Here is a 24,520-nt window from a genome sequence, read left to right on the forward strand (position 1 = left end):
ATTCTTCTCCATTTAGTTTTTATTCCAGCAACTTGTATTTTTGATGCCAAGACTTTCTGGGTCAAATTCTGGATTTATCCCAGCTTTTCTTTGAGCTTCGTAGTCTTTGACTGCTATTATCACTACTTTTGAAAGTAAGAATATAGCGATGATGTTAATAGTTGCCATCGCAGCCATTGTGATATCAGCGATATTCCAAGCGAGCTTTAAATTCATTTGAGCACCAATAAATATCATAACGACAGCCGTTATCTTAAATAGCAACGTAAGCTTGTGGTTTTTGGTTAAAAATTTCATATTTGCCTGAGCGTAGTAGTAGTTGCCAATAAGCGAAGTGATGGCAAAAAGTACGACTGCAAGAGTGGTAAAATGAACTCCAAATTCACCAAAATACTCTTTCATTGCAGCTTGAACGAGAGGAAGTGCTGTTAGCACCTCGCCACTTGAGCCAGTTTGCTTCGTAAGATATGCCTGTGAAAATAGCACGATCATACCAGAAGCGATACATATAGTCATGTCTATAAAGACTGCCATTGCTTGAACTAGGCCTTGTTTTACTGGGTGGCTAGTATGTGCTGCGGCTGCTGCGTTTGGAGCTGAGCCCATGCCAGCTTCGTTTGAGAAAAGGCCTCTTTTGATGCCTATTACGATCACGCTGCCGGCAAATCCGCCAAATATCGCTTTAAAATCAAAGGCATTTTCTAAAATCATCTTAACAACATCAGGAATTTCTTTGAAATTTAAAACAATAGCGATAAGTGCTAGCGAGATGTAGGCAAGTGCCATGAAAGGCACGATGTATGAGCTTACTTTGCCGATGATGTGGCTTTTGCTAAAAAACATTACCGCCGCAAATGCCGTAAGAATAAGGCCGATGCCAACAGGTAGGCCGCTTTGTGCAAAGCTAACGTTGCTACCAGCTTTGTCGTAGTAAATTTCAAAGGCCGATGTCATGGTGTAGCTTTGAAGGCCGTTAAAGCCGTACGCGTAGGTGATGATGAGAATCACCGCAAAAAGTGAAGCTAGCCACTTTATGCCAAGGCCATTTTTGATGTAATAAGCTGGACCGCCTTTAAATCCAAAAACGTCTTTTGTCTTATAAATTTGCGCTAACGTACTCTCTATAAAAGCTGAAGCTGATCCTAAAAAAGCCATCAAACACATCCAAAAAAGAGCACCCGGACCGCCCGCGACGATGGCAGCTGAAATTCCAGCGATATTGCCTATACCAACGCGCGAAGCAGTCGAGATCATAAGTGCTTGAAATGGCGTTAAATGGTGCTTATTATACTTGTCCTTTTTTTCTACTAAGACTCTGCAAGCCTCAAAAAACATCCTAAACTGCACAAAACGAGTCAAATAACTAAAATAAATTCCCGTAGCCACAAGAATAATGACTAAAAAATATCCATATAAAAAGTCGTTGGCTACGTCCATTTTGCCGTTTAAAAAATTTAAGAAACTATCAAGCACCATCTACCCTTTCAAATTTATTTTGATTTGAATTTTACGCCCTTCATTGAATTTAATAAAAGCCAAATCGTTGTGCCATTATGAAGCATGGCAGTTGCTATTGGATTTAACATACCAAGTGTTGCAGCACTGAGTATAGCTGTGTTTACACCAACGGTTGAGCGGAAATTTGAGCTAATTAAATCCATTGTTTTATTTGCTAGCTCTTTTACAAGAGCTACGCTCATGATGTCGTCTTTTAAAAGACTTATATCAGCCGTCGCTTTAGCTATATCAGCACCTTTGTGCATACTTATACCCACATTTGCCTTAGTTAGGCTTGGAGCATCATTTATGCCATCTCCCACAAAGGCTACTTTTTTGCCCTCACTCTTTAGCTCTTCGATGATAGCTGCTTTATCTGTTGGTAAGCACTCTGCATAGACTCTATCAAGTCCAAGCTCGCGTGCTACTTCTTCAGCCTTGCTTTTGATGTCGCCGCTTAGCATGACGACCTCTTTTACGCCAAGGCTTCTTAGCTTTTTAACCATATCTTTTGCGTTTTCTCTCATATCATCTTTCATAGCGATGACGCCGACTAGCTCTTTATCATATCCTACGTAGAGTAAGGTTAAGCCGCTATTTAATGCTTTGCTTATTAAAGCTTCATGAGCCTTAAAGCTTATCATCTCGTCATCTTCTAAAAAGTGTCTACTGCCTATAACCACCTCTTTGCCGTGCATCGCAGTTTTTACGCCGTGAGCTACGATAAATTCAACTTCATCGTGATGAATATGGTGAAAACCACGCTTGTTTGCAGCTTCAACTATTGCTTCGGCCACTGGATGAAAGTAGTGCTCCTCGGCACTTGCAGTTAAATTTAATATATCATTTTGAGAAAAGCCTTCTTTAAATGAGTAAATTTCAACTACGCTTAGGCGTCCGTGTGTCAGAGTGCCGGTCTTGTCAAATACAAAAGTATCAACTGAGCTTAAAGCCTCAATCGCCTTTGCGCCTTTTACAAGAATGCCATTTCTGCCTGCTTTTGAGATGCTTGATTTAAAAGCAACTGGTGTAGCAAGCTTTAATGCGCAAGAGTAGTCCGCTTGAAGTACGCTAGCAACACTATTCATATTTTTATTTATAATGTATGAAAGTCCAGCAAGCGAGAGCGTAACAGGCACAAGTTTATCAGCTAGTTTTAACGCTTTTACACCAATGGCTGATTTTTCATTGAGCGAAGTTTGTATGTACTCTTTGATCCTAGCTGTCGCTGTGTCGCTACCTACATTTTCAGCCCAAATTTTTATCCTACCTTCATCGACAACAGTGCCGCTTATAACACGGTCGCCTCTAGCTTTTGGTATAGGTTCAGCCTCTCCGGTCATTGAGACTTGATTTACATCGGCGTTACCTTCAACGATATAACCGTCAACGCCTATCGTCTCACCAGCTCCGACTACTACGATATCGCCCTTTTTTAAATTTTCGGTTTTTACCTTTTCAAGCGTCTTTTCACCATTTAAATTTCTCTCGACCCAGACTTCTTCAATATTTGGTTTTGCTAGCTCTTTGATGAGATCATCACTTCTGTGGCTAGCACTTTCTTCCATATATTCGCCGATATTTATCATCAAATTTGTGCTATTTGCTGCTAAATGATCGCCCATTGCTAGGCTAGTACCAATGGCAGTTGCCTCAAGCACTTTTGAAGTGATACCCTCATGCCTTAGCTCTTTTGCACCTTCTATTAGATTTGGAGCTGTGGCGTAAAGAGTCACGGCTGATTTTAGAGTTTTGTTACTCATAAATGGCGTTATGCCAAGTGCAGCAGCAGCCTTATAGATATTTGCCTTGCTTGGCAAATTTGGATCTTTTGCCTTTGTTGGAAATTCATAGCTCTTGATAAAGTTTAAAATTTTATCGTAGTTTTTATCGTATTCAACGATAATGCTTTTTGCGTATTTATTTACACGAACACTTAGTGCATCAGTTCGCTCTGAGATTGCAGCCTCGATAGCGCTGACGTCGCTTCTAGCGTTTAGGCTCTCGCAAATAAACCTCGCTCTATTTTTACTCTTGTGAGCTAGAGTGATCTTATTTTTGTGAGTCAAGTTCTGCTTTGACATCTTCAAAACGCTCTTTTAGTTCTTCTATGCCAGCATTTATAAGCTCGCCACCTTTGATAATCGCTTTAAATACGCACTCTTGCGCTTTTGGATTAGTCAGTACATAAGCTGCGATACCGCCTAAAACTAGACCTTTTACAAAGCCAGCAGCATTAAAATTTTCAGGTACAAATGGTAAATTTTGAGCTGCATTGTTTATTGCATTATCGATTGCGCTTGGCTGAGTAGCTGCTACATTGTTAGCTGCAGTTTCACTTGCTACGTTTTCTTCGTTGATGTAAGGGTTATTCATTATTTACTCTCCAATTTTATTAGTTTTTCTGCTATCAAAAGACCGCCGATACCAGCTGCTGTAAAAGCTGCTGCATTTAGATATTTTTTTTGTGCTATTAAATTTGAAGCATGAATGCCAACAGCACCTACAAAACCACCTGTTACAGCGTATTTCGCTATCTTTTTAGCGACATCTTTTTTAGTTGCTCTATTATTTAGATAGTCACTAAAGCCAAGTGCAGCTGCACCCATGCCAGCGATTAAAGCTCCGCTGATGAAGTGATCAAATGGAAGCCTTGTGCTTGAAAGTGTAAAAAGACTATTTTCTTGCATTCTCTATCCTTATGCTATATCGTTTGGTGTGATAGCTTTTGGAGCGGCTGGCTTTTTAGCGCGTGGTTTTCTTGTTTTCTTTACCACTTTTTCAGCCTCTTTTTCTACTTTTTTAGCACCACGTTTTGCTTTTTTCTCTTCTTTTACTATAAAGTCTTTTGCATCTTTTGCAACACTTTTACCTTTTTTGTAAAGATCTTTTGCGGCCTCTTTGCCTTTATCAAAGCCATCTTGGGCGTACTCTTTGATCTTATCTCTTTTATTCCAAGCAGCTATTGCTAAACCGCCTACTGCTAAACCTGCTAAAAATGGTAATGCCATTTTAAATCCTTTCTTTGTTTGATTTTGTAAATTATTCATTTTCTTCATCCTTATTAAAATTTTTACTAACTACTGAAATGCCTAATGCCCCAAGCGCAAGTCCGCTAAAAAATGAGAAATTTGGATTGTTGGTTATCTTTGCTAACTCGCTTTTATCAGCCTTGCCACTTGCGATATTTTGCAAGCTTTTAGTTATCTCATTAAAGTCATTTTGATAGTTTTCTAAAATATTTGTTATGCCATTTTGCTCAAAATTTTGTGAAATTTCATTTAAATTTAGCTCATTTTTTATTTCACAGCCACTATAAATTTCTTTTAAGCGTTGCTTTAAAGAGGCGATATATTCGTTATTTGAAGTAGCCCAAAGTCTAAAAAATAGATCTTTTAGCTCCTCGTCATCTGAGCTTTCACAAAATTTTTCATACATTTTATTTAGCTCTAACTCATAGTTTAAAGCTTGTATCAGCGCATCTTCTTTATTTTTTGCCGGCAAAAATATAGCTTCATTTTCGCAAGCAAGCTCATAATCATGTGTGCTCGCAAATTTTTCTATCAAGATGATCGCATTTTTTCTGATATTTGCGATCTCGTTAAAGACATCACCAAATGAAGCTAAATTTTCATATAAGCTAAGTGCGTTTTTTTCGCTGGTATATGATGCATTTAAAAGTTCATTAAGCATATTTCACTTCTTTTGCAACTTCATTTACTCTAGTTGAAATCTCTTCCAAATTTTGCCCTTTTAAAAGATCCTCCCAAAGATTTTTTGGAAAAATTTCATGATCGTATTCGATCGTTACAGAGCCGATTAGCTTGTTAAATTTTACATTTTTTATACCATTTATCTGAGCTATCACATCATCTAGGCTAGCTAAATTTACGCTACTACTTAGCTCTTTTATCTTTGGACTAACTCTTACTCTTAGTCTACCGTTTGTATGAGCTATCATTGAAAAATAGCTTGCAACTTGTGCTAAAGTTTGTGTTTTTATATCCATTTTCATCCTTTTTTTAATTGTGTATTATCTATTTCACAGCTTAAATAAATCTGAAATTTTTTTGTTTTTCATTATCAAAAAGTAAAATGAAATGATAAAATTTAATTTCCATTTTTCTCTTGGCAATCACTGCAAATGCCATAAAGTATCATCGTATGCGACTGCTCGCTAAAATTTTTTTCTTTGCAAATTTGCTCTTGCCTTTGCTCTATCATCTCATCTTCAAAATCAACTATCTTTTCACAAATTTCACATATCAAATGATCGTGCGAGGATTTTAAATTTAGCTCAAATTTCTTTACTCCATTTTCTTCAAAGCAGTTTGCAAGATGATGCATTTCGAGAAAATTTAAAAAAGAATAAATTGATGTCATTGAAATTTCATTCTTGTGTATTTTGTAAATTTCTGAAGAAATTTCTTGAGCGCTTAGATGAGAGTTGCTAATAAAAAGTACATGCAAAATTTGTTCTTTTAGCTCTGAGCTTTTTTGCCCAAAGGCTTCTAAAAACTCTTTAAAATGCTTATAAAATAGTTCAAAATTATCCACAAAAACCTAACTAAAATGATAATGAATATAAGGATTTTACAACTTTACTTATAAAAAAAGCATAAAATTTCTTACGAATTTCAAGTAAAGTATTTTATAAGATTGTTTTGGTATAGTGTCGCATTTTTTAAATCAAAATTAAGGAATAAAATGACTTACGACGAGCTTGAATTAGACGCCGTTTTGTTAGAGGTTTTAGAAAATAGAGGCAGTTTTGATTCTATGGACGATGAGGAGCTTTACGAGCTTATCGAACAAGTTGCACAATATACAGATGGCGATTACGAAGAAGCGTTTGAGTATATGACTCAATTTTCTCCAATCCCTAAAAAACGCTTTGTTTCACTATTTATGGTTTAGCAAAAAGCTAAGCCATAACTTCTATAAAATTAATCAAAAAAGTAAAAATAAAAAGAGCTCTTGACCCACTTAATGAGCCAAGAAATTTGAGCTATAAGAAGTATTTTGAGATTATTTCTTTAAATTTCAGAGTGTACTTACTAGCTTTTGGGCTATTGTTGTAGATATTTTCAAAATCATACATTCGCTCATAGTAATCATTTGTGTCTTGTCTATTTATTTTTAGCCTTGCCACATCTAGACTAACGCCTACAAAAGCACCACTTGTTTTGCCGCGCTCCTCAGCAAATGCTGAAATTTCAGGTAAATCACTTGTGATCGCTACCTCATTACCAACGCCACCAGTTGCTTCTGCTTTTAGGCTGATCGTATCTTTTGCATTAAATAAATTTGCATAAGCTTCTGAATTTTTAAATAAAATGATCATATCAGCTGAGCTGTAACCAAGCTGTAAGCCTATGCTTCCAGATGTGTAATTTACAAAAAATGGACTTGACCATTCACCATCATCGTTTTTAGCGATAAATACGCCTTTACCTGTTGAGCCAGTAACGATAGCGCCTGCTTTTGTTACATCAGGGATTATGGCGATCGCTTTTATGCCTTCAAATTTAGTGTTTGGCTTTAAATTTCTTGCACCAAAAGTGTTTAAAATATTTATTGCATTTTTTAGCTTTTGATTTTGGATCACATCAGCATTTAAGTATGGCGTGAAAAATAAACCAGCAAGAAATATGATCAATAGTCTTTTCATTAAAATTCCTTCCTTAAATTTTTCGTTATTATAGCCTAAAATAAACTAATGGTAAAAATATTATTAATGATTTTTTATGAGAGTTCATTATAAAATGCGACCTTTTAAGGGAAAAATATGAGTTTAATAATTTTTGTCGAATACGTCGGTATCGCATCAGCTGCACTTAGCGGGTTTTTATTTGCAGTAAAAAAGGAGTGCGACTGGCTTGGAGTCTTTTTGTCTGCATTTTTGACTGCACTTGGTGGCGGTATCATGCGTGATATGCTTGTTGGTAGGGCAGTTTATTCATTCACTCACTACATGCCAGTAAGCGTTGTCATTTTTATTTTGATTGTTTCAAGAGTGGCAAATTTACACATAAAAAGAGAAGGATTGGAGCGAAAATTTGTATTCATCTTCGCCGATGCGATCGATGTTATCTGCTTTTCTATTGTTGGTGCGATGGTTGCCATTGAGTACAACTACAATATCTTTGGCGTCATGATGATCGCCTTTTTTAACGGAGTTGGCGGCGGTATCTTAAGAGATATCTTGCTAAATGAAATTCCATGGTTTTTACGCACCGGACTTTACGGCACGATAAGCCTTGGCGTGGGGCTTGCTTACTTTGTGCTATATCATCTAGGTCTTACCAATATATTTTTTACTATGCTCTTGCTTGCTGCTGGCATTACAGTTAGGATGTTTGCATTTTATAGAGGCTGGAAGCTACCTGATCTATGAAATTTAGCGAGTTTTTTGATATCTGGGTCAATGAAAACTACTATAAATTTGGCGTAGATATCGGCAAAAAGGGCGATTTTTATACAAATGTAAGCGTTGGCTATCTTTTTGGTGCTTGCCTTGCAAACTACTTTATAAAGCTGCTTAAAAATGGCGAAATTTCTAGCTCTTGTAAGGTCGTGGAGATTGGCGCAAACTCTGGCGATATGCTGGCTGATTTTGCGCAAGGGATTTTTACGCTTAACCCAGAAATTTTGCCAAATTTAGAGTTTATAATTATCGAACCTCATGAAATTTTGCGTAAAAAACAGCTTGAGACTTTTGCAAAACGCTTTGGTAATGATATCAAAATAAAACACTATGAAAATTTAGGCGAGTGCTCGTTTGATGAAATTTTTGTCATATCAAATGAGCTACTTGACGCATTTAGCTGTGAAGTAATAGACGGACAAAATATGCTTTTTGTGGATGATGAACTAAAATTTCACTGGCAAAAGGCAGATCAAAATTTGATAGCTCTTGCAAAGAAATTTGACATAAAAAAGGGCGAGATATCAACTAGCTACGCTAAATTTGCGCTCCAACTTGCAAGTGCAGCAAAAAAGGTTAGATTTTTAAGCTTTGACTATGGTGAATTTGAGCCAAAAAATGAGTTTAGCCTAAGAGTTTTTAAAGATCATCAAGTTTTTTCTTTATTTGAAATTTCAGACCTTGAGCCATATTTTAAAAGATCGGATCTAACATATAGCCTTTGCTTTAAGCAAGTAAAAGAGGTTTTTAGTGAGGCTGGCTTTAAGATGCTTAAATTTAAAAAACAAAACGAAGCTTTAGTTTGCGATCTTGGTGTGGATGAAATTTTATCTTTAGTGCTTGAAAAAGGTAGCAAGCAAGCCTATGAAAATGCAGCTAAACAGGCGAAATTTCTACTCTCGCCCGAGTTTTTAGGTGAGAAGTTTAAATTTATAGAGTTTTTAAAGAGCTAGCCTGGCGATATCAGCGTAACCCGCTTCGCAAGCCTTTAAAAGGTCGTTTGGAGCTATCTTTATCTGCTTGCCTCTTACTCCAGCGCTTACTAGCACGTACTCTTGCTCTTTTGCTCGCTCGTCGATAAATGTGTCAAAATGCTTTTTCATAGCAAGTGGCGAGCAGCCACCTCTAATATAGCCAGTTATTTTTTCTAGATCCTTTAAATTTATAAGCTCGCAGCGTTTTGCTCCGCATGCGTGAGCAAGCGCCTTTAGGTCAAGCTCTAGATCTCCTTGTACGCAAGCAACAACGAAATTTTTAGGCTCACACTCACAAACGATAGTTTTATAAATTTGCTTTATATCTTGCTTGGTGCTAGCTGCTACGTGGAGGGCTGAAAGATCGTTTAAATCAACTTCATACTCTAAAATTTCATAATTAATTTTTAGCTTATCTAAAGCTCTGGCAGCATTTGTCTTATGTATCATTTTTTCTCATTTTTGCGAATTTTTTGTATAATTATAGCCAAAACTTAAAGGAGGAAAGATGGCTGAAGAAGTTGAAGAGAAAAAGGCAAAAAAAGGTGGCAATGGTGCATTAATGATAATTATCATTGCGATATTTGTTTTGCTGCTAGTTATTGGAGGGCTAGTCGCGTTTTTGATGCTTAGTTCTGACGAGCCAAAAGAGGCAAACATGATGCAAGCACCAGCTCAGACTCAAACGCAGTCCATGCCAGCTCAAAATAAAGCAAAGCACAGTAGCAACGACTATTCAAATATGGGACCGATATATCCGCTTGATCAGTTCATTGTAAATTTACTTAGCGAAAATGGCTCAAGATTTCTTAAAACCAAGATCGATATGGAACAAAGCGATGAGTTGCTAACTCCTGAGCTCGATAAGAAAAAAGCACTTTTAAGAGACATTATCATCAGGACACTTTCGTCAAAAACTTACGAAGAAGTAAGCACCACAAAGGGCAAAGATAGGCTAAAAGACGAGATCGTAGGCAAGCTAAATGAAGTGCTAAATGATGGCTACATCAAAAACATATTTTTTACTGATTTTGTGGTGCAATGATAGGCATTGATATCGTTAAGATAGATAGAATTTCTAGACTTAAAGCTCGTTATGGCGAGCTTTTTTTAAAAAAATTTCTTAGTGATGACGAGATCACGCTGGCAAAAAATGATGCGACTTTGGCTGGATTTTGGGCGGCCAAAGAAGCAGCCAGCAAAGCTCTTGGTGTGGGTATCAGCAAAGAGTGTGGCTTTTTAGACATTATGCTCAGCAAAGACGCAAGAAACGCACCAAATATAAAATTTAGTCCAAGAATTTATACAAATTTTAATATCAAAGAAGCAAGCATTAGCATAACTCACGACGGCGGATTTGCCGTAGCTGCAGTGATGATTGTCTAAAATTTATGCATTTTTACAAAGCTTTTTAATATCTTTTAACTACTTCTGATAAATTTAAAAAACGTATTTTTATAAAATTTTTTAAAGAAAAGACGATATCTTTAATCAAGATTTAATGGAGCTAAAGAAACTAAGGATAGTAAAATGCAAATTTCTAATAACCTCCCAACTACTAACTACCTCTCAAGAGAGAACATAGCAAGAGAGATGGGCTTTAAATTTAACGATATAAACGAGATACTTAATAACGATATGGGATATGGTATGAGCTTTCCTAAATACGCAGGGCTTGATAGAAAATCTCAAGCTGCGGCTTACGATAGACACATATATCCACTATCTGGCTTTACAAAAGGCGATGAAGCAAAAGTCACTATCATAGGAAAGCTTAGAGGTTATGATCCTAACTTTACAAGCGAGCAGCTATCAGATCTTAAAAATTTCATAAATGAAAGCAAGGGCTTGTTTGTAGAGTATATACAAGGTCAGCAAGCAAAACCAGACAATGATAAGCCAAAAATTTTAAGAGATACCCCATACACTGTAAATGAATTTTTAAATGAATATCGCGGCAATAGCGATTTGCTATTTGTGCAAAACTCAAGGACTATTGATCTGCTTGATAGCGATATGAGCATCGATGAGTTTAAAGAGGAGTGGGCTAAATATGTATTAAAAGAGCGATTTGATCTAACTCTATCTGGCGAAGATGCTAAAAATGCTGTTAATATATTAAAAGAGCTAAACGAAAAAGGTGTTCAGAATATAGATAATCTTGAAAAAGAAGACAACGCCAAAGAGAAGAAATTTACACCTATACAAGTTACTAAAAAATCTCACACCTATAAGCTTGAAGCCGATGAGAGATTTAAAGAGCTTTATAAATTTATAAAGAGTGAATTTGATAGTGGCAAGAGCATGTTTGAAATTTTAGAAAAAGTGGCAAAGCTTAAAGTGGATAAGAAGGCATAGGTATTTTATAAGCAAAGAATGGAATTTTTATAATTTAAATTTCAAAGAAAAAGCATAGATGCTCACAGATTTGTGTAAAAGATAAATTTCAAAAAACATGGCTTAGCCAGCAAAGTATTGATATTAAGTTGCTGGCAAGATAAATTTACATCCACTCAAGCACTTGTGTGATATCTTTTGCGTAAAAGCATTTTAGCCCTTGCGTGTCAAGTGGTTTGTTTGGGATGATCGCATTTTTAAATTTCTGCGTTTTTGCCTCTTTTAAGCGTTGATCGAGGTTGAAAATTTCTCTTATCTCGCCGTTTAAGCTTAGCTCACCTATAAAAACACTATCCTTGCTGATAGGGCGATTTTTGAAGCTGCTGATTATCGCTGCGATGACGGCTAGATCGGCCGCAGTTTCGTTTATCTTAACGCCACCTGAAACATTTATAAAGACGTCGTAGTGCCCAAGTGGAATTTCTAGCTTTCGCTCAAGAAGTGCTAGCAGCATATCTAGGCGGTTTCTCTCAAAGCCAGTCGAGCTTCGCTTTGGATAGGCGCTTTCGCAAACAAGTGCCTGAATTTCGATGCTAAGCGCCCTTGAGCCCTCCATTATGATGGTGATCGCACTGCCACTCATCGCTCCGCCACGTGTGAAAAATTTACTCGATACCTCATTTGCACTCACCAGTCCGTGCTGGCTCATCTCAAATATACCAACCTCACTCGTCGAGCCAAAGCGGTTTTTAAACCCACGCAAAATTCTCAGCTCTCTGCTCGCGTCACCCTCAAAATAAAGCACCACATCGACCATGTGTTCAAGCACTCTTGGCCCTGCGATCGAGCCCTCTTTGGTGATGTGTCCGATAATGAAGACGCAGATATTTTGGTTTTTTGCAAGTCTCATTAGCTCAAATGTGATCTCACGAACCTGCGTGATCGAGCCTGGGGCGGAGGTTATATTTTGGCTATAAAGCGTTTGAATAGAGTCGATTACTAGCACTTTATAGTCGCTCTTTTGCACCTCTAGCAGGATATCTTCTAGGCAAATTTCAGTTAGCAGGTATAAATTTTTATCCACCGCATTTAGCCTATCAGCTCTCATTTTTATCTGGCTTTGGCTCTCTTCGCCGCTTACATAGAGCGTTTTTTTGCCGTCTTTTGCTAAATTTGAGCCGATTTTTAGAAGCAGGGTTGATTTGCCAATTCCCGGGCTGCCACCTATTAAAACGAGTGAGCCTTCGACAACGCCGCCACCAAGAACAAGATCTAGCTCGCTATCTTTGGTGCTAAATCTCGTGAAATTTTGAATTTTAACTTCGTCTATGCTTATGGCTTTGCTAGGTGCGCTAGCGCTTTTTGCTATCTCTTTACTTATCTTTATCTCTTGCTGGCTAAGCTCGACAAAGCTATCCCAAGCCCCACATTGTGGGCATTTGCCCAGCCACTTTGCCTGTTGATTACCGCAGGCTTGACACTCAAAAACTGGCTTTGCTTTTGCCATAATATATCCTTTTTAAAATTTCAACTACTATCACTCCAAAAGCCGCTCCGATCATGTCAGCCACGACTTCAAGCAAGCTAAAGCTCCTATTTGGTAAAAATGCTTGAACGAGCTCTATTTGCACTCCGAAGGCTAAAAGTAGGGCTAAATTTTTAAAAATTTTAAACTCATAGCCAAGATAGAGCAGGATGTATAGGACGCAAAAAGCTAAAAAATGGTTTGCTTTGTCCCACAAATTTTCGATGATAGTAAGAGATTTTGGAGCAAATGCAAGAAAATCGATCGCCAAAAGAGCGAAAAAAAAACAAAAACGGCTTAGAATTTTTACTCTACTCAAAAATAGCGTCCATCAGCTCGTCTAAAAATTCGTCTGGGTTAAATTTGATGATATCATCCATGCTCTCGCCAACGCCTATATAAAATATAGGTAGTTCAAGCTCTCTTGCCACGCCAAATAGTGCTCCACCCTTTGCGGTGCCATCAAGCTTTGTTATGATGACACCATCAAGCGAGACGATATCGTTAAATGCCTTTGCTTGCGCAACTCCGGCGTTACCTTGCGTACCATCAAGAATCAAAATTTTACGGTGTGGCGCTTTTTCATAAGCTTTTTTGCTAATACGAACAATCTTTTCTAGCTCGTTTGCTAAATTTGTCTGGTTTTGAAGTCTGCCGGCTGTGTCAAGGATGACTCGGTCGATATCTTTTGCAAGGGCTGAGCTAATCGTATCGTAAGCAACAGCCGAAGGATCATGCCCTTGCTGTGTTGCGACTATTGGCATATTTAGTCTAATTGACCACTGGTGGAGCTGCTCGATCGCTCCAGCTCTAAATGTATCGCAAGCGCCTAAAATAACGCTTTTGCCGTTGTTTTTATATAAATTTGCAAGCTTTGCAATGGTTGTCGTCTTGCCAGCGCCATTTACGCCAAGGATGAGATCGACAAATGGCTTATCAGGCTCGATCACACGTTCGTTTTCGTAGATAAAATAGCTGCTCATAACGCGCCTTAGATCGGCTCTACTTACTTCATCTTGTGGCGGTAAGTAGTATAAAATTTCTTCCACGATCTCATAGGATACGTCAGCTTCAAGTAAAATTTCTTCTAAGCTCTCTTTGTCTATCTTTTTTGACTTCTTCGCTGAGCTTATCGCTCCAAAAGTCTTCTCAAAGCCTTTTTTTAGAAAATCAAGCATTATTTTGTTGCCCTATTTATGTCATTTTCAAGCATCTCTTCAGGTACAAGACCGATGTAGCCTTGAACGTAGTCACCATTTGCTTTAAAAAGTGCTGACGCAGGCAAACCTTTTATGCCGCCCATCGCTTTTTCAAATAAAAAATTCCCCTCGCCAACCGCTACTTCGTATTTTATTTTATATTTTTGAGCAAAATCTTTTACTTCATCTTCACTTTTGTCTTCAAGTAGCACACCAACGATATCTAGTTCGTTTTTAAATTTCTCGCTTAGGTTGTTTAAGTGTGGGATCTCAGCCTTGCACGGAGGGCACCAAGTGGCGAAAAATACGTAAAGAGTTGCTTTTTTACCATCTTTTACATCAAAGCCATTACTTCTTTTTGTAATCTGCATAGTTGTGCCATTTAGTAGCTTTAGATTTATCTCTTTTATCTCGTTTTCTTGGGCACTTTCACTCATTTTTGGAGTGAGTGAGTCTTTGCTTAAATTTTCATCTTTGCTGGCATTTTTATCTAAAATTTTGCCCTGCGTTTGTTCGCTTGTATTTTGCTCGTTTTTTTGCTTGTTCTCGTCGCCGCATCCAAAAAATGCAAAAATGCAAAGTGATGTTATAATTGCTCGTTTTAATGTCATAAATTTCCTTTTGAATAAGATTTCAGGATTATACAAGAAAGAGCATAAAATGAGCGTTAATTTAGAAAAAAATGAATTTAGAAAAAATGCAAGAGCAAATTTGATAAAACTTACTAAATTTAAGGCCAAATGCTCGCACTATAAAGCTACGAAAACGCTTTTAAATTTGATAAATTTTACAAATTCTAAGAAAGTACTGTTTTATTTGCCACTTAACTATGAAGTCGATGTGCTTAAAATAAGGCGAAATTTATCACATAAATGTGAAATTTTTGCCCCTTTTATGGTAGGTCTTAGCTTAAAGGTGGTAAGATTGCGACTGCCATTTATAACTTATAAATTTAACGTCAGACAGCCATCTGGCAAAAAAATGGATAATGTTAGACTTGATATGGCAGTAGTTCCAGCGATTGGGGTTGATGGAGCTATGGCTAGGATAGGGCATGGAAAAGGATTTTATGATAGATTTTTTGACTCTTTGCCTATTAAGCCAAAACGGATAGTTTTTCTCGAGATAAAAGACTTTTACACCAAAGATGTGCTTTCAAATGCACAAGACGCGGTAGCAGACTTTTATATAACCCCAAATAAAAATTATATAAAAAGAGGAATAAATGATAGAGGTTTTAATAGGCTTAGGAGCCGGTGTGGCAGGCGTTGGAGCAGGGTATCTATACGCCAAAAAGATAAATGATGCAAACTACAACATCTTCTTAGAACAAGCAAAAGCAAAGGCAAAAGCAATAGAATACGAAGCTGAACTAACACTCAAAAATTCTAAAATTTCAGTACAAGAGGCTGAATTTGAGGCTAAAAAAAGATACGACGATAAGACTACAAAGCTTCAAAAAGAGTATGCAAGTAAATTTGATGAACTAGCCAAAAAAGAGAAAATTTTGCTAAATGAACAAGAGCTTTTAAACGAAAGTAAAGAGCTTTTTGAAAAAGATAAGCAAGATGCAAAGATAACTTACGAAGAGGGTTTAAATTTAAAAGCGACTTACCAAAATAAAGTAGAAGAAGCAATAAGAGTGCTTGAGCACGCTGCTGGCTTAACAGAAGAAGAAGCAAAAGAGGTTGTGCTTAAAAAGGTCGAGGAGAAGTCTCGTGCGGATATCGCTCATATCGTTAGAAAATACGAAGAAGAAGCAAAAAGAGAGGCTAAAAAGAGGGTTAATTACATCTTGGCGCAGGCTACGTCAAGATTTGCTGGAGAATTTGCGGCTGAGCGTCTGATAAATGTCGTAAATATTAAAAACGATGAGCTAAAAGGTAGGATCATTGGTAAAGAAGGACGTAACATCAAGACCCTTGAAATGGTGCTTGGCGTTGATATTATCATCGATGACACACCACATGCAATCATACTAAGTAGCTTCAATCTTTACAGACGTGCGATCGCAACAAGAGTGATTGAGCTTTTGGTAGAGGATGGAAGAATTCAGCCAGCAAGGATAGAAGACCTTCACAAAAAAGTGACTGAAGAATTTGAGCAAAGTATACAAGAAGAGGGCGAAAACATCGTCATGGATCTTGGTTTAAATAAAATTCATCCAGAGATTGTAAAACTGATAGGTAAGCTTAAATTTAGAGCAAGCTACGGACAAAATGCCCTTGCGCACAGCCTTGAAGTGGCTCACCTTGCTGGTATCATCGCAGCTGAGTGTGGCGGAGATGAGAAACTTGCAAAAAGAGCTGGCATACTTCACGATATCGGTAAGGCGCTAACTCACGAGTATGAGGGTAGCCACGTTGATCTTGGAGCTGAAATTTGCAAACGCTACAAAGAGCATCCAGTAGTTATCAACGCTATCTACGCTCACCACGGCCACGAAGAGGCAACAAGTATAGAAAGTGCGGCTGTTTGCGCAGCTGACGCACTAAGTGCGGCTCGTCCAGGTGCAAGGCGTGAGGTGCTTGAGAGCTTCCTAAAGCGTGTCGAAGAGATCGAAAATATCGCAAAAAGTAAAGATGGCATCAAACAAGCTTATGCGATAAATGCAGGCCGTGAAATTCGTGTCATCGCAAATGCTAAACTCATAAACGACGACGAGGCAGTGCTTGTAGCAAAAGAGATAGCTCAAGAGATCGAGAGCAAGGTGCAGTATCCTGGTGAGATAAAAGTAAGCGTCATCAGAGAGACTCGTGCTGTTGATTTTGCAAAATAACGGCAAAATATGAAATTTCTTTTTCCAATTTTATTATTTTTATCACTTGGCTTTGCCAGTGAGGAGCTCGTGCTAGACTCGGCAAACTCGTTTATAACAACTATGAGAGGCGCTAGAAACGCTCCTATAAAAGAGCTAATCGAGCAGTCAAAAGCAACGATCATCTTTCCAAGTGTTAAAAAGGTCGGTTTTGTCGTTGGTGGCATGGGCGGAGATGGCATCATGGTTGTCGGTAATATTAACTCGCCAAGTGAAATTTTGCCAGTTAGCATAAGTGGCGGCAGCATCGGTATACAGCTTGGTTATGAGGATAGCTCGCTTGTGCTTTTTATATTTAAAGATAGCATTATCCACGATATTAAAGATGCCAAGATTACGCTTGATACAAAGCTATCAGTAGCTTTTGGCGATATTGGACGCAATTACAGTAAAGTAAGCGATTTTAAATTTTCAAGTGATATTTATGCTTACGCTGCAAATGATGGTTTTTTTGCGGGAGCTAGCTTTGGCGGAGCAGTCATTAGTGCAAGAGAAGAAATTTTAAAGCAAAGTGGCTATGCCTATGAACAGCTAATAGCCTCTGCATCTAAACTTTTAGGAGATTAATGCAAGATATCATAAACTCAGTATCAACATATGGCTATATTGTATTGTTTTTTTATAGTTTGGGTGGCGGTATGGTTGCATTAATTGCCGCTGGAATTTTAAGTTTTGCTGGCAAGATGGATATCACTCTTAGTATAATTGTCGCTGCTGTGGCAAATACAATCGGCGACACGCTAATTTTTTATGTCGCAAGATTTAATAAAAATTCACTTATGCCTTATATCAAAAATCATAAAAGAAAGCTTGCTTATACAGGAATTTTGGCCAAAAAACATGGCGATAAGATAATATTTATCAAAAAATTTATCTACGGAGTTAAAACTTTGGTCCCTATCGCGCTTGGACTTACGAAGTATTCATTTTATAAATTTAGCATTATAAATTTGATCTCGTCAGTACTTTGGGCGGTCATTATCGGATTTGCCAGCTTTAAAGCGGGTGATTATTTTGTAGGTGCAAGTGACTATCTTGGTGAGCATGGATATATTATGCCTCTTGCTATGGTTTGTTTGTTGCTTGGAATTTGGTTCTTTTTACAACATATTACAAAAAGGAGAAAAGCATGAAAAAGGTTATATCTGCTTTAATCGTAGTTATCATGGTGGCCATTGGAGCGGTTTATTTTGCTTCAAATGAGGTGGAGAAAAACTATCAAAGGATAGTGAATGATCTAAACAATATTAAGGGCTTTAAAATTTCTAATAACAATTACAAAAAAGGTTTTTTTGGCTCAAAAGGATCATTTGATTTTAGTGTTTCAAAAGATCTTTTGGAAAATATATTTGGTAAAAATGTAAATGAGGATTTGGTTTTTAAAGTAGAAAATGAAATTTCTCATACAGCGCTTGCTTTTATAGATGGCTTTGAAATAGACTCAAAAATTTCTATTCAAAACGATATGATTAAAAACATTATCGCAACATTCATGGGTTCAAATGTTATTGCAACAACTAAAACAAAAGTTAGTTTAACTGGCGATAAAGATGTAGATATCAAATTTAGCAATATTGAATTTAACGATAAGCAAAAAACTGCCGTTAACACAAAAGATATAAAGATTGGTATGACGCTTGATTCAAAAGATAGTATAAACAGCTTAAAGGTTGAAGCGGACAAGATCGCTTTGAAAGATGTTAGTGAATACAACAAAATTGATCTAAATATCGAAGGATTTTATGTTGACTCAAGTTATAAAGAGCCAGTTAAGATTTCAAAAATTTTAGAGAGTCAGCTTGTACCTTATCTAGCAAAAGTTAAATTTAAAAGGGTGTCTTTCGCATCTAATGATGTAAGTAATATTTTGATAGATGACTTTAAGTATGACTCAAAATTTGAAATCTCAAATGATCTTGGAAGATCAGACGATGTTATAAAAATAGGTATAGTAGCAGTTGATAAAGTAAAATATACAGATTTTGTCTTTGATAGCAAAATCGCAAATATCAATGTGCCTGCATTAAATAATGTATTAGACAAGCTTAATAATTTAAATAATGAAGAAAATTATAATGTTTTAGCTGGATTAAATTTTGATGAGATAATAGATCAAATCTTAGAAAAGAATCCAAGTATAAAAATAGATACATTAAGCTTTAAAAAAGGAGATAAGGCTTTAAAGCTAAATTTGGATGCAGCAGTAAATGGCTTTAAAAAGGGAACAAATCAGTCAGAAATTTTTGATAAATTATCTCTTGGTGGAAAAATAAGTGTCGATGAAAGTCTGACGAATTTTTTTGATACATTAGTACCAGAAGTAGCTTTTGTTGAGCCTACTTTGATATCTGCTGGATATTTTAAAGAAGAAGACAAAAAAGTAATAAGTGAATTTAAATATGATCCAAACAAAAAAGATATTATATTTAATGGAAAAGTTGGACTTCAAAATTTCTTTATGGGTTTTTAAAAATTAGCCTGATTTTTATCTGTATTTAAGCATCACTTCTATATACTTCACTTTCTGTTTTGCAAAACGCAGAGCAGAAAGTTCTTTTAACTTACAATTGTTAAACTATTAGTCAATCTTTGAAATCTAAACAAGTGATCGATTGAGCCAGTCTATTATTTTATAATTTATAATAGATTAGACAAACTAATAAATAAAACTAAAAGTTTTTTTGATTAAAAACTTCATAATAAAATCCTATCAAATAAATTTTGCTAGGTAATTAATATGGAGAGTTTGATCCTGGCTCAGAGTGAACGCTGGCGGCGTGCCTAATACATGCAAGTCGAACGGACAAGTAAGAGCTTGCTCTTATGAGTTAGTGGCGCACGGGTGAGTAATGTATAGCTAATCTGCCCTACACTAGAGGACAACAGTTGGAAACGGCTGCTAATACTCTATACTCCTGTCTTACATAAGTTGGATAGGGAAAGTTTTTCGGTGTAGGATGAGGCTATATTGTATCAGCTAGTTGGTGAGGTAATGGCTCACCAAGGCTATGACGCATAACTGGTCTGAGAGGATGATCAGTCACACTGGAACTGAGACACGGTCCAGACTCCTACGGGAGGCAGCAGTAGGGAATATTGCTCAATGGGGGAAACCCTGAAGCAGCAACGCCGCGTGGAGGATGACACTTTTCGGAGCGTAAACTCCTTTTGTTAGGGAAGAACAATGACGGTACCTAACGAATAAGCACCGGCTAACTCCGTGCCAGCAGCCGCGGTAATACGGAGGGTGCAAGCGTTACTCGGAATCACTGGGCGTAAAGGACGCGTAGGCGGATTATCAAGTCTCTTGTGAAATCCTATGGCTTAACCATAGAACTGCTTGGGAAACTGGTAATCTAGAGTGAGGGAGAGGCAGATGGAATTGGTGGTGTAGGGGTAAAATCCGTAGAGATCACCAGGAATACCCATTGCGAAGGCGATCTGCTGGAACTCAACTGACGCTAATGCGTGAAAGCGTGGGGAGCAAACAGGATTAGATACCCTGGTAGTCCACGCCCTAAACGATGTATACTAGTTGTTGCTAAGCTAGTCTTGGCAGTAATGCACCTAACGGATTAAGTATACCGCCTGGGGAGTACGGTCGCAAGATTAAAACTCAAAGGAATAGACGGGGACCCGCACAAGCGGTGGAGCATGTGGTTTAATTCGAAGATACGCGAAGAACCTTACCCGGACTTGATATCTAACAAATCATCTAGAGATAGAAGAGTGTCTGCTTGCAGAAATGTTAAGACAGGTGCTGCACGGCTGTCGTCAGCTCGTGTCGTGAGATGTTGGGTTAAGTCCCGCAACGAGCGCAACCCACGTCATTAGTTGCTAACAGTTCGGCTGAGCACTCTAATGAGACTGCCTTCGTAAGGAGGAGGAAGGTGTGGACGACGTCAAGTCATCATGGCCCTTATGTCCGGGGCGACACACGTGCTACAATGGCATATACAATGAGAAGCAATATCGCGAGATGGAGCAAATCTATAAAATATGTCCCAGTTCGGATTGGAGTCTGCAACTCGACTCCATGAAGCCGGAATCGCTAGTAATCGTAGATCAGCCATGCTACGGTGAATACGTTCCCGGGTCTTGTACTCACCGCCCGTCACACCATGGGAGTTGATTTCACTCGAAGCCGGAATACTAAATTAGTTACCGTCCACAGTGGAATCAGCGACTGGGGTGAAGTCGTAACAAGGTAACCGTAGGAGAACCTGCGGTTGGATCACCTCCTTTCTAGAGTACATATAGATATTCTCTCACAAGATATCTATAAGAAAGATATTCTCAATCATCCTTGTTTAGTTTTGAAAGATTGATAGACCTATAGGGGCCTATAGCTCAGCTGGTTAGAGTGCACCCCTGATAAGGGTGAGGTCACAAGTTCAAGTCTTGTTAGGCCCACCAGAGAATTTAATTGGGGAATTAGCTCAGCTGGGAGAGCGCCTGCTTTGCACGCAGGAGGTCAGCGGTTCGATCCCGCTATTCTCCACCATAAAATAGTTTAACTATATTAAGTCTAATTAGAGAGCTTAAAAATTTAAACTTTCTAATTAGACTTTTGTCTAAATGTTCTTTTAATTAATATTGTTAATAGTCACAAGCAAGTTTTAAAAACAATTTTACAGGACTTGTTAAAGATTTAAATTTCTATTCTCTTTGCATTTAATGCAAAAGTTTGACATCACAATCTATTTAGGATTTAAAACTTATCTAAATAGTAGTCAATGCTTTCCGTCTTGAGAGCTAGAATTTAAATATAGTAACATAAAGTTATCTTTAACAAGGAAGTGATGCGAATTAGAATAATCTAATATAGAAAAGGTAAGCTACAAAGAGCAAGTGGTGGATGCCTTGGCTAGTAGAGGCGATGAAAGACGTGCCAGGCTGCGATAAGTCTCGGGGAGCCGTCAAGGGGCTTTGATCCGGGAATTTCTGAATGGGGCAACCCAGTTAAGCGCGAGTTTAACTACCTAATATGGAGCGAACGAGGGGAATTGAAACATCTTAGTACCCTCAGGAAAAGAAATCAAAAGAGATTACGCTAGTAGCGGCGAGCGAACGCGTAAGAGGGCAAACCGTTAGTTTACTAACGGGGTTGTAGGACTGCAATATAGACTAAACTTAGCTAATAGAATAATCTGGAAAGATTAAGCATAGAGGGTGATACTCCCGTATATGAAAGCTTTGTTTTACTTAGCAGTATCCTGAGTAGGGCGGAACACGTGATATTCTGTCTGAAGCTGGGTAGACCACTATCCAACCCTAAATACTACTACTAGACCGATAGTGCACAAGTACCGTGAGGGAAAGGTGAAAAGAACTGAGGTGATCAGAGTGAAATAGAACCTGAAACCATTTGCTTACAATCATTCAGAGCCCTATGATTTATCAGGGTGATGGACTGCCTTTTGCATAATGAGCCTGCGAGTTGTGATGTCTGGCAAGGTTAAGGAAACCCGGAGCCGTAGCGAAAGCAAGTCTTAATAGGGCGTTTAGTCAGACGTTGCAGACCCGAAACGATGTGATCTATCCATGAGCAGGTTGAAACCGGTGTAAGAGCCGGTGGAGGACCGAACCCGCTAGCGTTGAAAAGCTATGGGATGACTTGTGGATAGGGGTGAAAGGCCAATCAAACATCGTGATAGCTGGTTCTCTCCGAAATATATTTAGGTATAGCGTCATGTAGTAACACTAGGGGGTAGAGCACTGAATGGGCTAGGGCATACACCAATGTACCAAACCCTATCAAACTCCGAATACCTAGTGTGTAATCATGGCAGTCAGGCGGCGAGTGATAAAATCCGTCGTCGAGAGGGGAACAACCCAGACTAACAGCTAAGGTCCCTAAATCTCATTTAAGTGGAAAACGATGTGGAGTTACTTAAACAACCAGGAGGTTGGCTTAGAAGCAGCCATCCTTTAAAGAAAGCGTAATAGCTCACTGGTCTAGTGATTCTGCGCGGAAAATATAACGGGGCTAAAATGAGTACCGAAGCTTTAGACTTAGTTTTACTAAGTGGTAGGAGAGCGTTGTATTTGCGTTGAAGGTATACCGGTAAGGAGTGCTGGAGCGAATACAAGTGAGCATGCAGGCATGAGTAGCGATAATTGGGGTGAGAATCCCCAACGCCGTAAACCCAAGGTTTCCTACGCGATGCTCGTCATCGTAGGGTTAGCCGGGTCCTAAGCAAAGTCCGAAAGGGGTATGCGATGGAAAATTGGTTAATATTCCAATGCCAACTATAATGTGCGATGGAAGGACGCTTAGAGTTAAGCAAGCTAGCGGATGGTAGTGCTAGTCGAAAGGTGTAGGTTAAGATCCAGGCAAATCCGGATCTTTTTAAGCCGAGACCCCATAGGCGTTTGAAGTTCTTCGGAATGGATAGCGAATTGCCGATACTGTCGAGCCAAGAAAAGTTTCTAAGTTTAGTTATAGTTGCCCGTACCGTAAACCGACACAGGTGGGTGGGATGAGTATTCTAAGGCGCGTGGAAGAACTCTCTTCAAGGAACTCTGCAAAATAGCACCGTATCTTCGGTATAAGGTGTGCCTAACTTTGTGAAGGATTTACTCCGTAAGCATTGAAGGTTACAACAAAGAGTCCCTCCCGACTGTTTACCAAAAACACAGCACTCTGCTAACTCGTAAGAGGATGTATAGGGTGTGACGCCTGCCCGGTGCTCGAAGGTTAATTGATGACGTTAGCTCTGCGAAGCGTTTGATCGAAGCCCGAGTAAACGGCGGCCGTAACTATAACGGTCCTAAGGTAGCGAAATTCCTTGTCGATTAAATATCGACCTGCATGAATGGCGTAACGAGATGGGAGCTGTCTCGAAGAGGGATCCAGTGAAATTGTAGTGGAGGTGAAAATTCCTCCTACCCGCGGCAAGACGGAAAGACCCCGTGGACCTTTACTACAGCTTGACACTGCTATTGGGATAAAAATGTGCAGGATAGGTGGGAGGCTTTGATCCATAGACGCCAGTTTATGGTGAGCCATTGTTGAGATACCACTCTTTTTTATTCTGATAGCTAACTAGCTTGAGTTATCCTCAAGTAGGACAATGTCTGGTGGGTAGTTTGACTGGGGCGGTCGCCTCCCAAAATGTAACGGAGGCTTACAAAGGTTGGCTCAGAACGGTTGGAAATCGTTCGTAGAGTATAAAGGCATAAGCCAGCTTAACTGCGAGACATACACGTCAAGCAGAGACGAAAGTCGGTCTTAGTGATCCGGTGGTTCTGTGTGGAAGGGCCATCGCTCAAAGGATAAAAGGTACCCCGGGGATAACAGGCTGATCTCCCCCAAGAGCTCACATCGACGGGGAGGTTTGGCACCTCGATGTCGGCTCATCGCATCCTGGGGCTGGAGCAGGTCCCAAGGGTATGGCTGTTCGCCATTTAAAGCGGTACGCGAGCTGGGTTCAGAACGTCGTGAGACAGTTCGGTCCCTATCTGCCGTGGGCGCAAGAAGATTGAGGAGAGTTGACCCTAGTACGAGAGGACCGGGTCGAACCAACCACTGGTGTACGAGTTGTTCTGCCAAGAGCACCGCTCGGTAGCTATGTTGGGATGTGATAACTGCTGAAAGCATCTAAGCAGGAAGCCAACTCCAAGATGAATCTTCTTTTAAGAGCTCATATAGACTATGTGTTTGATAGGCTGGGTGTGTAATGGATGAAAGTCCTTTAGCTGACCAGTACTAATAGCTCGTCTGCTTATCTTTTAATAAGC

25 protein-coding genes, 2 tRNA genes and 2 rRNA genes are annotated in these 24,520 nt (G+C 38.7%); 15 read left to right on the top strand and 14 right to left on the bottom strand.

Annotated elements, in window-relative coordinates:
* Positions 1 to 12: 12 nt before the first annotated feature.
* The 8 genes from F3G66_RS03510 to F3G66_RS03545 all read right to left on the bottom strand — a co-directional run bounded on the left by F3G66_RS03510 (position 13) and on the right by F3G66_RS03545 (position 6,054).
* Positions 13 to 1,476, bottom strand: a complete 1,464-nt coding sequence (locus F3G66_RS03510) for an alanine/glycine:cation symporter family protein (RefSeq protein WP_223154211.1) — start codon at positions 1,474 to 1,476, stop codon at positions 13 to 15.
* A gap of 14 nt (positions 1,477 to 1,490) precedes the next feature.
* A complete protein-coding gene (locus F3G66_RS03515) occupies positions 1,491 to 3,566 on the bottom strand; it encodes a heavy metal translocating P-type ATPase (protein WP_085658619.1) in 2,076 nt (691 codons plus the stop codon).
* Entirely contained in the window at positions 3,550 to 3,873 is a 324-nt protein-coding gene (locus F3G66_RS03520; RefSeq protein WP_085658618.1) for an oxidoreductase, read from the bottom strand. The genes F3G66_RS03515 and F3G66_RS03520 overlap by 17 nt, the downstream gene beginning before the upstream one ends.
* Positions 3,873 to 4,187 carry a hypothetical protein gene (locus F3G66_RS03525; RefSeq protein WP_021091246.1) on the bottom strand — a complete coding sequence of 105 codons (315 nt, stop codon included), beginning with the start codon at positions 4,185 to 4,187 and terminating at the stop codon, positions 3,873 to 3,875. Before F3G66_RS03525 ends, F3G66_RS03520 begins: the two co-directional genes overlap by 1 nt.
* 9 nt (positions 4,188 to 4,196) lie before the next feature.
* Complete coding sequence (locus F3G66_RS03530) at positions 4,197 to 4,508, bottom strand: hypothetical protein (protein WP_051288446.1); 312 nt, start codon at positions 4,506 to 4,508, stop codon at positions 4,197 to 4,199.
* Positions 4,509 to 4,539: 31 nt separating this feature from the next.
* Positions 4,540 to 5,190, bottom strand: a complete 651-nt coding sequence (locus F3G66_RS03535) for a ferritin-like domain-containing protein (RefSeq protein WP_149707168.1) — start codon at positions 5,188 to 5,190, stop codon at positions 4,540 to 4,542.
* Positions 5,183 to 5,506 (bottom strand): HMA2 domain-containing protein, encoded by a 324-nt coding sequence (locus F3G66_RS03540; RefSeq protein WP_021091233.1) that lies wholly within the window; start codon positions 5,504 to 5,506, stop codon positions 5,183 to 5,185. Before F3G66_RS03540 ends, F3G66_RS03535 begins: the two co-directional genes overlap by 8 nt.
* A 101-nt stretch (positions 5,507 to 5,607) precedes the next feature.
* On the bottom strand, positions 5,608 to 6,054 hold the full coding sequence (locus F3G66_RS03545; RefSeq protein WP_054196789.1) for a Fur family transcriptional regulator: 447 nt from the start codon (positions 6,052 to 6,054) through the stop codon (positions 5,608 to 5,610).
* Positions 6,055 to 6,204: 150 nt separating this feature from the next.
* Between F3G66_RS03545 and F3G66_RS03550 the strand changes: the two genes are divergently transcribed.
* Complete coding sequence (locus F3G66_RS03550) at positions 6,205 to 6,414, top strand: hypothetical protein (RefSeq protein ID WP_002942234.1); 210 nt, start codon at positions 6,205 to 6,207, stop codon at positions 6,412 to 6,414.
* 91 nt (positions 6,415 to 6,505) lie between these two features.
* Here the strand turns inward: F3G66_RS03550 and F3G66_RS03555 are convergent, their stop codons facing one another.
* Positions 6,506 to 7,168 carry a lipid-binding SYLF domain-containing protein gene (locus F3G66_RS03555; protein ID WP_149707169.1) on the bottom strand — a complete coding sequence of 221 codons (663 nt, stop codon included), beginning with the start codon at positions 7,166 to 7,168 and terminating at the stop codon, positions 6,506 to 6,508.
* 117 nt (positions 7,169 to 7,285) lie between these two features.
* Here F3G66_RS03555 and F3G66_RS03560 point away from each other — a divergent pair, with 117 nt between their 5' ends.
* Positions 7,286 to 7,894, top strand: a complete 609-nt coding sequence (locus F3G66_RS03560; protein ID WP_149707170.1) for a trimeric intracellular cation channel family protein — start codon at positions 7,286 to 7,288, stop codon at positions 7,892 to 7,894.
* Entirely contained in the window at positions 7,891 to 8,877 is a 987-nt protein-coding gene (locus tag F3G66_RS03565; RefSeq protein WP_149707171.1) for an SAM-dependent methyltransferase, read from the top strand. Before F3G66_RS03560 ends, F3G66_RS03565 begins: the two co-directional genes overlap by 4 nt.
* Here F3G66_RS03565 and ybaK read toward each other — a convergent pair.
* A complete protein-coding gene (gene ybaK / locus F3G66_RS03570; RefSeq protein WP_149707172.1) occupies positions 8,866 to 9,348 on the bottom strand; it encodes a Cys-tRNA(Pro) deacylase in 483 nt (160 codons plus the stop codon). The genes F3G66_RS03565 and ybaK overlap by 12 nt on opposite strands.
* Before the next feature lie 58 nt (positions 9,349 to 9,406).
* Between ybaK and fliL the strand changes: the two genes are divergently transcribed.
* The 3 genes from fliL (at position 9,407) to F3G66_RS09595 (ending at position 11,256) form a co-directional block, all read left to right on the top strand.
* Positions 9,407 to 9,943, top strand: coding sequence for a flagellar basal body-associated protein FliL (gene fliL, locus F3G66_RS03575; protein ID WP_149707173.1), 537 nt, complete (start codon positions 9,407 to 9,409; stop codon positions 9,941 to 9,943).
* A complete protein-coding gene (gene acpS, locus F3G66_RS03580; protein ID WP_149707174.1) occupies positions 9,940 to 10,284 on the top strand; it encodes a holo-ACP synthase in 345 nt (114 codons plus the stop codon). Before fliL ends, acpS begins: the two co-directional genes overlap by 4 nt.
* A 144-nt stretch (positions 10,285 to 10,428) precedes the next feature.
* A complete protein-coding gene (locus F3G66_RS09595) occupies positions 10,429 to 11,256 on the top strand; it encodes a polyribonucleotide nucleotidyltransferase (RefSeq protein ID WP_149707175.1) in 828 nt (275 codons plus the stop codon).
* A 145-nt stretch (positions 11,257 to 11,401) separates the two neighbouring features.
* Here F3G66_RS09595 and radA read toward each other — a convergent pair whose 3' ends face one another.
* Genes radA through F3G66_RS03605 form a run of 4 tightly spaced genes read right to left on the bottom strand, consistent with a single transcriptional unit; the run spans position 11,402 to position 14,570 of the window.
* Positions 11,402 to 12,742, bottom strand: coding sequence for a DNA repair protein RadA (gene radA, locus F3G66_RS03590; protein WP_103641323.1), 1,341 nt, complete (start codon positions 12,740 to 12,742; stop codon positions 11,402 to 11,404).
* On the bottom strand, positions 12,717 to 13,079 hold the full coding sequence (locus F3G66_RS03595) for a VanZ family protein (RefSeq protein ID WP_149707176.1): 363 nt from the start codon (positions 13,077 to 13,079) through the stop codon (positions 12,717 to 12,719). Before F3G66_RS03595 ends, radA begins: the two co-directional genes overlap by 26 nt.
* Positions 13,072 to 13,938: a signal recognition particle-docking protein FtsY gene (gene ftsY / locus F3G66_RS03600; protein WP_149707177.1), complete on the bottom strand. Its 867-nt coding sequence runs from the start codon at positions 13,936 to 13,938 to the stop codon at positions 13,072 to 13,074. The genes F3G66_RS03595 and ftsY overlap by 8 nt, the downstream gene beginning before the upstream one ends.
* Positions 13,938 to 14,570: a TlpA family protein disulfide reductase gene (locus F3G66_RS03605; protein WP_149707178.1), complete on the bottom strand. Its 633-nt coding sequence runs from the start codon at positions 14,568 to 14,570 to the stop codon at positions 13,938 to 13,940. The genes ftsY and F3G66_RS03605 overlap by 1 nt, the downstream gene beginning before the upstream one ends.
* 49 nt (positions 14,571 to 14,619) lie before the next feature.
* Between F3G66_RS03605 and F3G66_RS03610 the strand changes: the two genes are divergently transcribed.
* The 9 genes from F3G66_RS03610 to F3G66_RS03650 all read left to right on the top strand — a co-directional run bounded on the left by F3G66_RS03610 (position 14,620) and on the right by F3G66_RS03650 (position 24,512).
* Entirely contained in the window at positions 14,620 to 15,264 is a 645-nt protein-coding gene (locus F3G66_RS03610) for a 5-formyltetrahydrofolate cyclo-ligase (RefSeq protein WP_149707179.1), read from the top strand.
* The gene (rny, locus tag F3G66_RS03615) at positions 15,185 to 16,738 is read left to right on the top strand and encodes a ribonuclease Y (protein WP_072594345.1); all 1,554 of its coding nucleotides are present in this window, start codon (positions 15,185 to 15,187) and stop codon (positions 16,736 to 16,738) included. Before F3G66_RS03610 ends, rny begins: the two co-directional genes overlap by 80 nt.
* Before the next feature lie 9 nt (positions 16,739 to 16,747).
* Positions 16,748 to 17,344, top strand: a complete 597-nt coding sequence (locus F3G66_RS03620) for a lipid-binding SYLF domain-containing protein (protein ID WP_149707180.1) — start codon at positions 16,748 to 16,750, stop codon at positions 17,342 to 17,344.
* Entirely contained in the window at positions 17,344 to 17,910 is a 567-nt protein-coding gene (locus F3G66_RS03625) for a DedA family protein (RefSeq protein WP_149707181.1), read from the top strand. The genes F3G66_RS03620 and F3G66_RS03625 overlap by 1 nt, the downstream gene beginning before the upstream one ends.
* Positions 17,907 to 19,247, top strand: a complete 1,341-nt coding sequence (locus tag F3G66_RS03630; RefSeq protein WP_149707182.1) for a DUF945 family protein — start codon at positions 17,907 to 17,909, stop codon at positions 19,245 to 19,247. The genes F3G66_RS03625 and F3G66_RS03630 overlap by 4 nt, the downstream gene beginning before the upstream one ends.
* Before the next feature lie 264 nt (positions 19,248 to 19,511).
* A 16S ribosomal RNA gene (locus tag F3G66_RS03635) occupies positions 19,512 to 21,022 on the top strand.
* Between the two features lie 94 nt (positions 21,023 to 21,116).
* A tRNA-Ile gene (locus F3G66_RS03640) sits at positions 21,117 to 21,193 on the top strand.
* A gap of 12 nt (positions 21,194 to 21,205) precedes the next feature.
* Positions 21,206 to 21,281: transfer RNA gene (locus F3G66_RS03645), tRNA-Ala, on the top strand.
* A gap of 327 nt (positions 21,282 to 21,608) precedes the next feature.
* A 23S ribosomal RNA gene (locus F3G66_RS03650) occupies positions 21,609 to 24,512 on the top strand.
* The 16S and 23S rRNA genes sit together here with 2 tRNA genes alongside, the layout of an rRNA operon.
* Positions 24,513 to 24,520: the final 8 nt, after the last annotated feature.

This window comes from Campylobacter concisus (genome assembly GCF_902460665.1).
Taxonomy (GTDB): Bacteria; Campylobacterota; Campylobacteria; order Campylobacterales; family Campylobacteraceae; genus Campylobacter_A; species Campylobacter_A concisus_AL.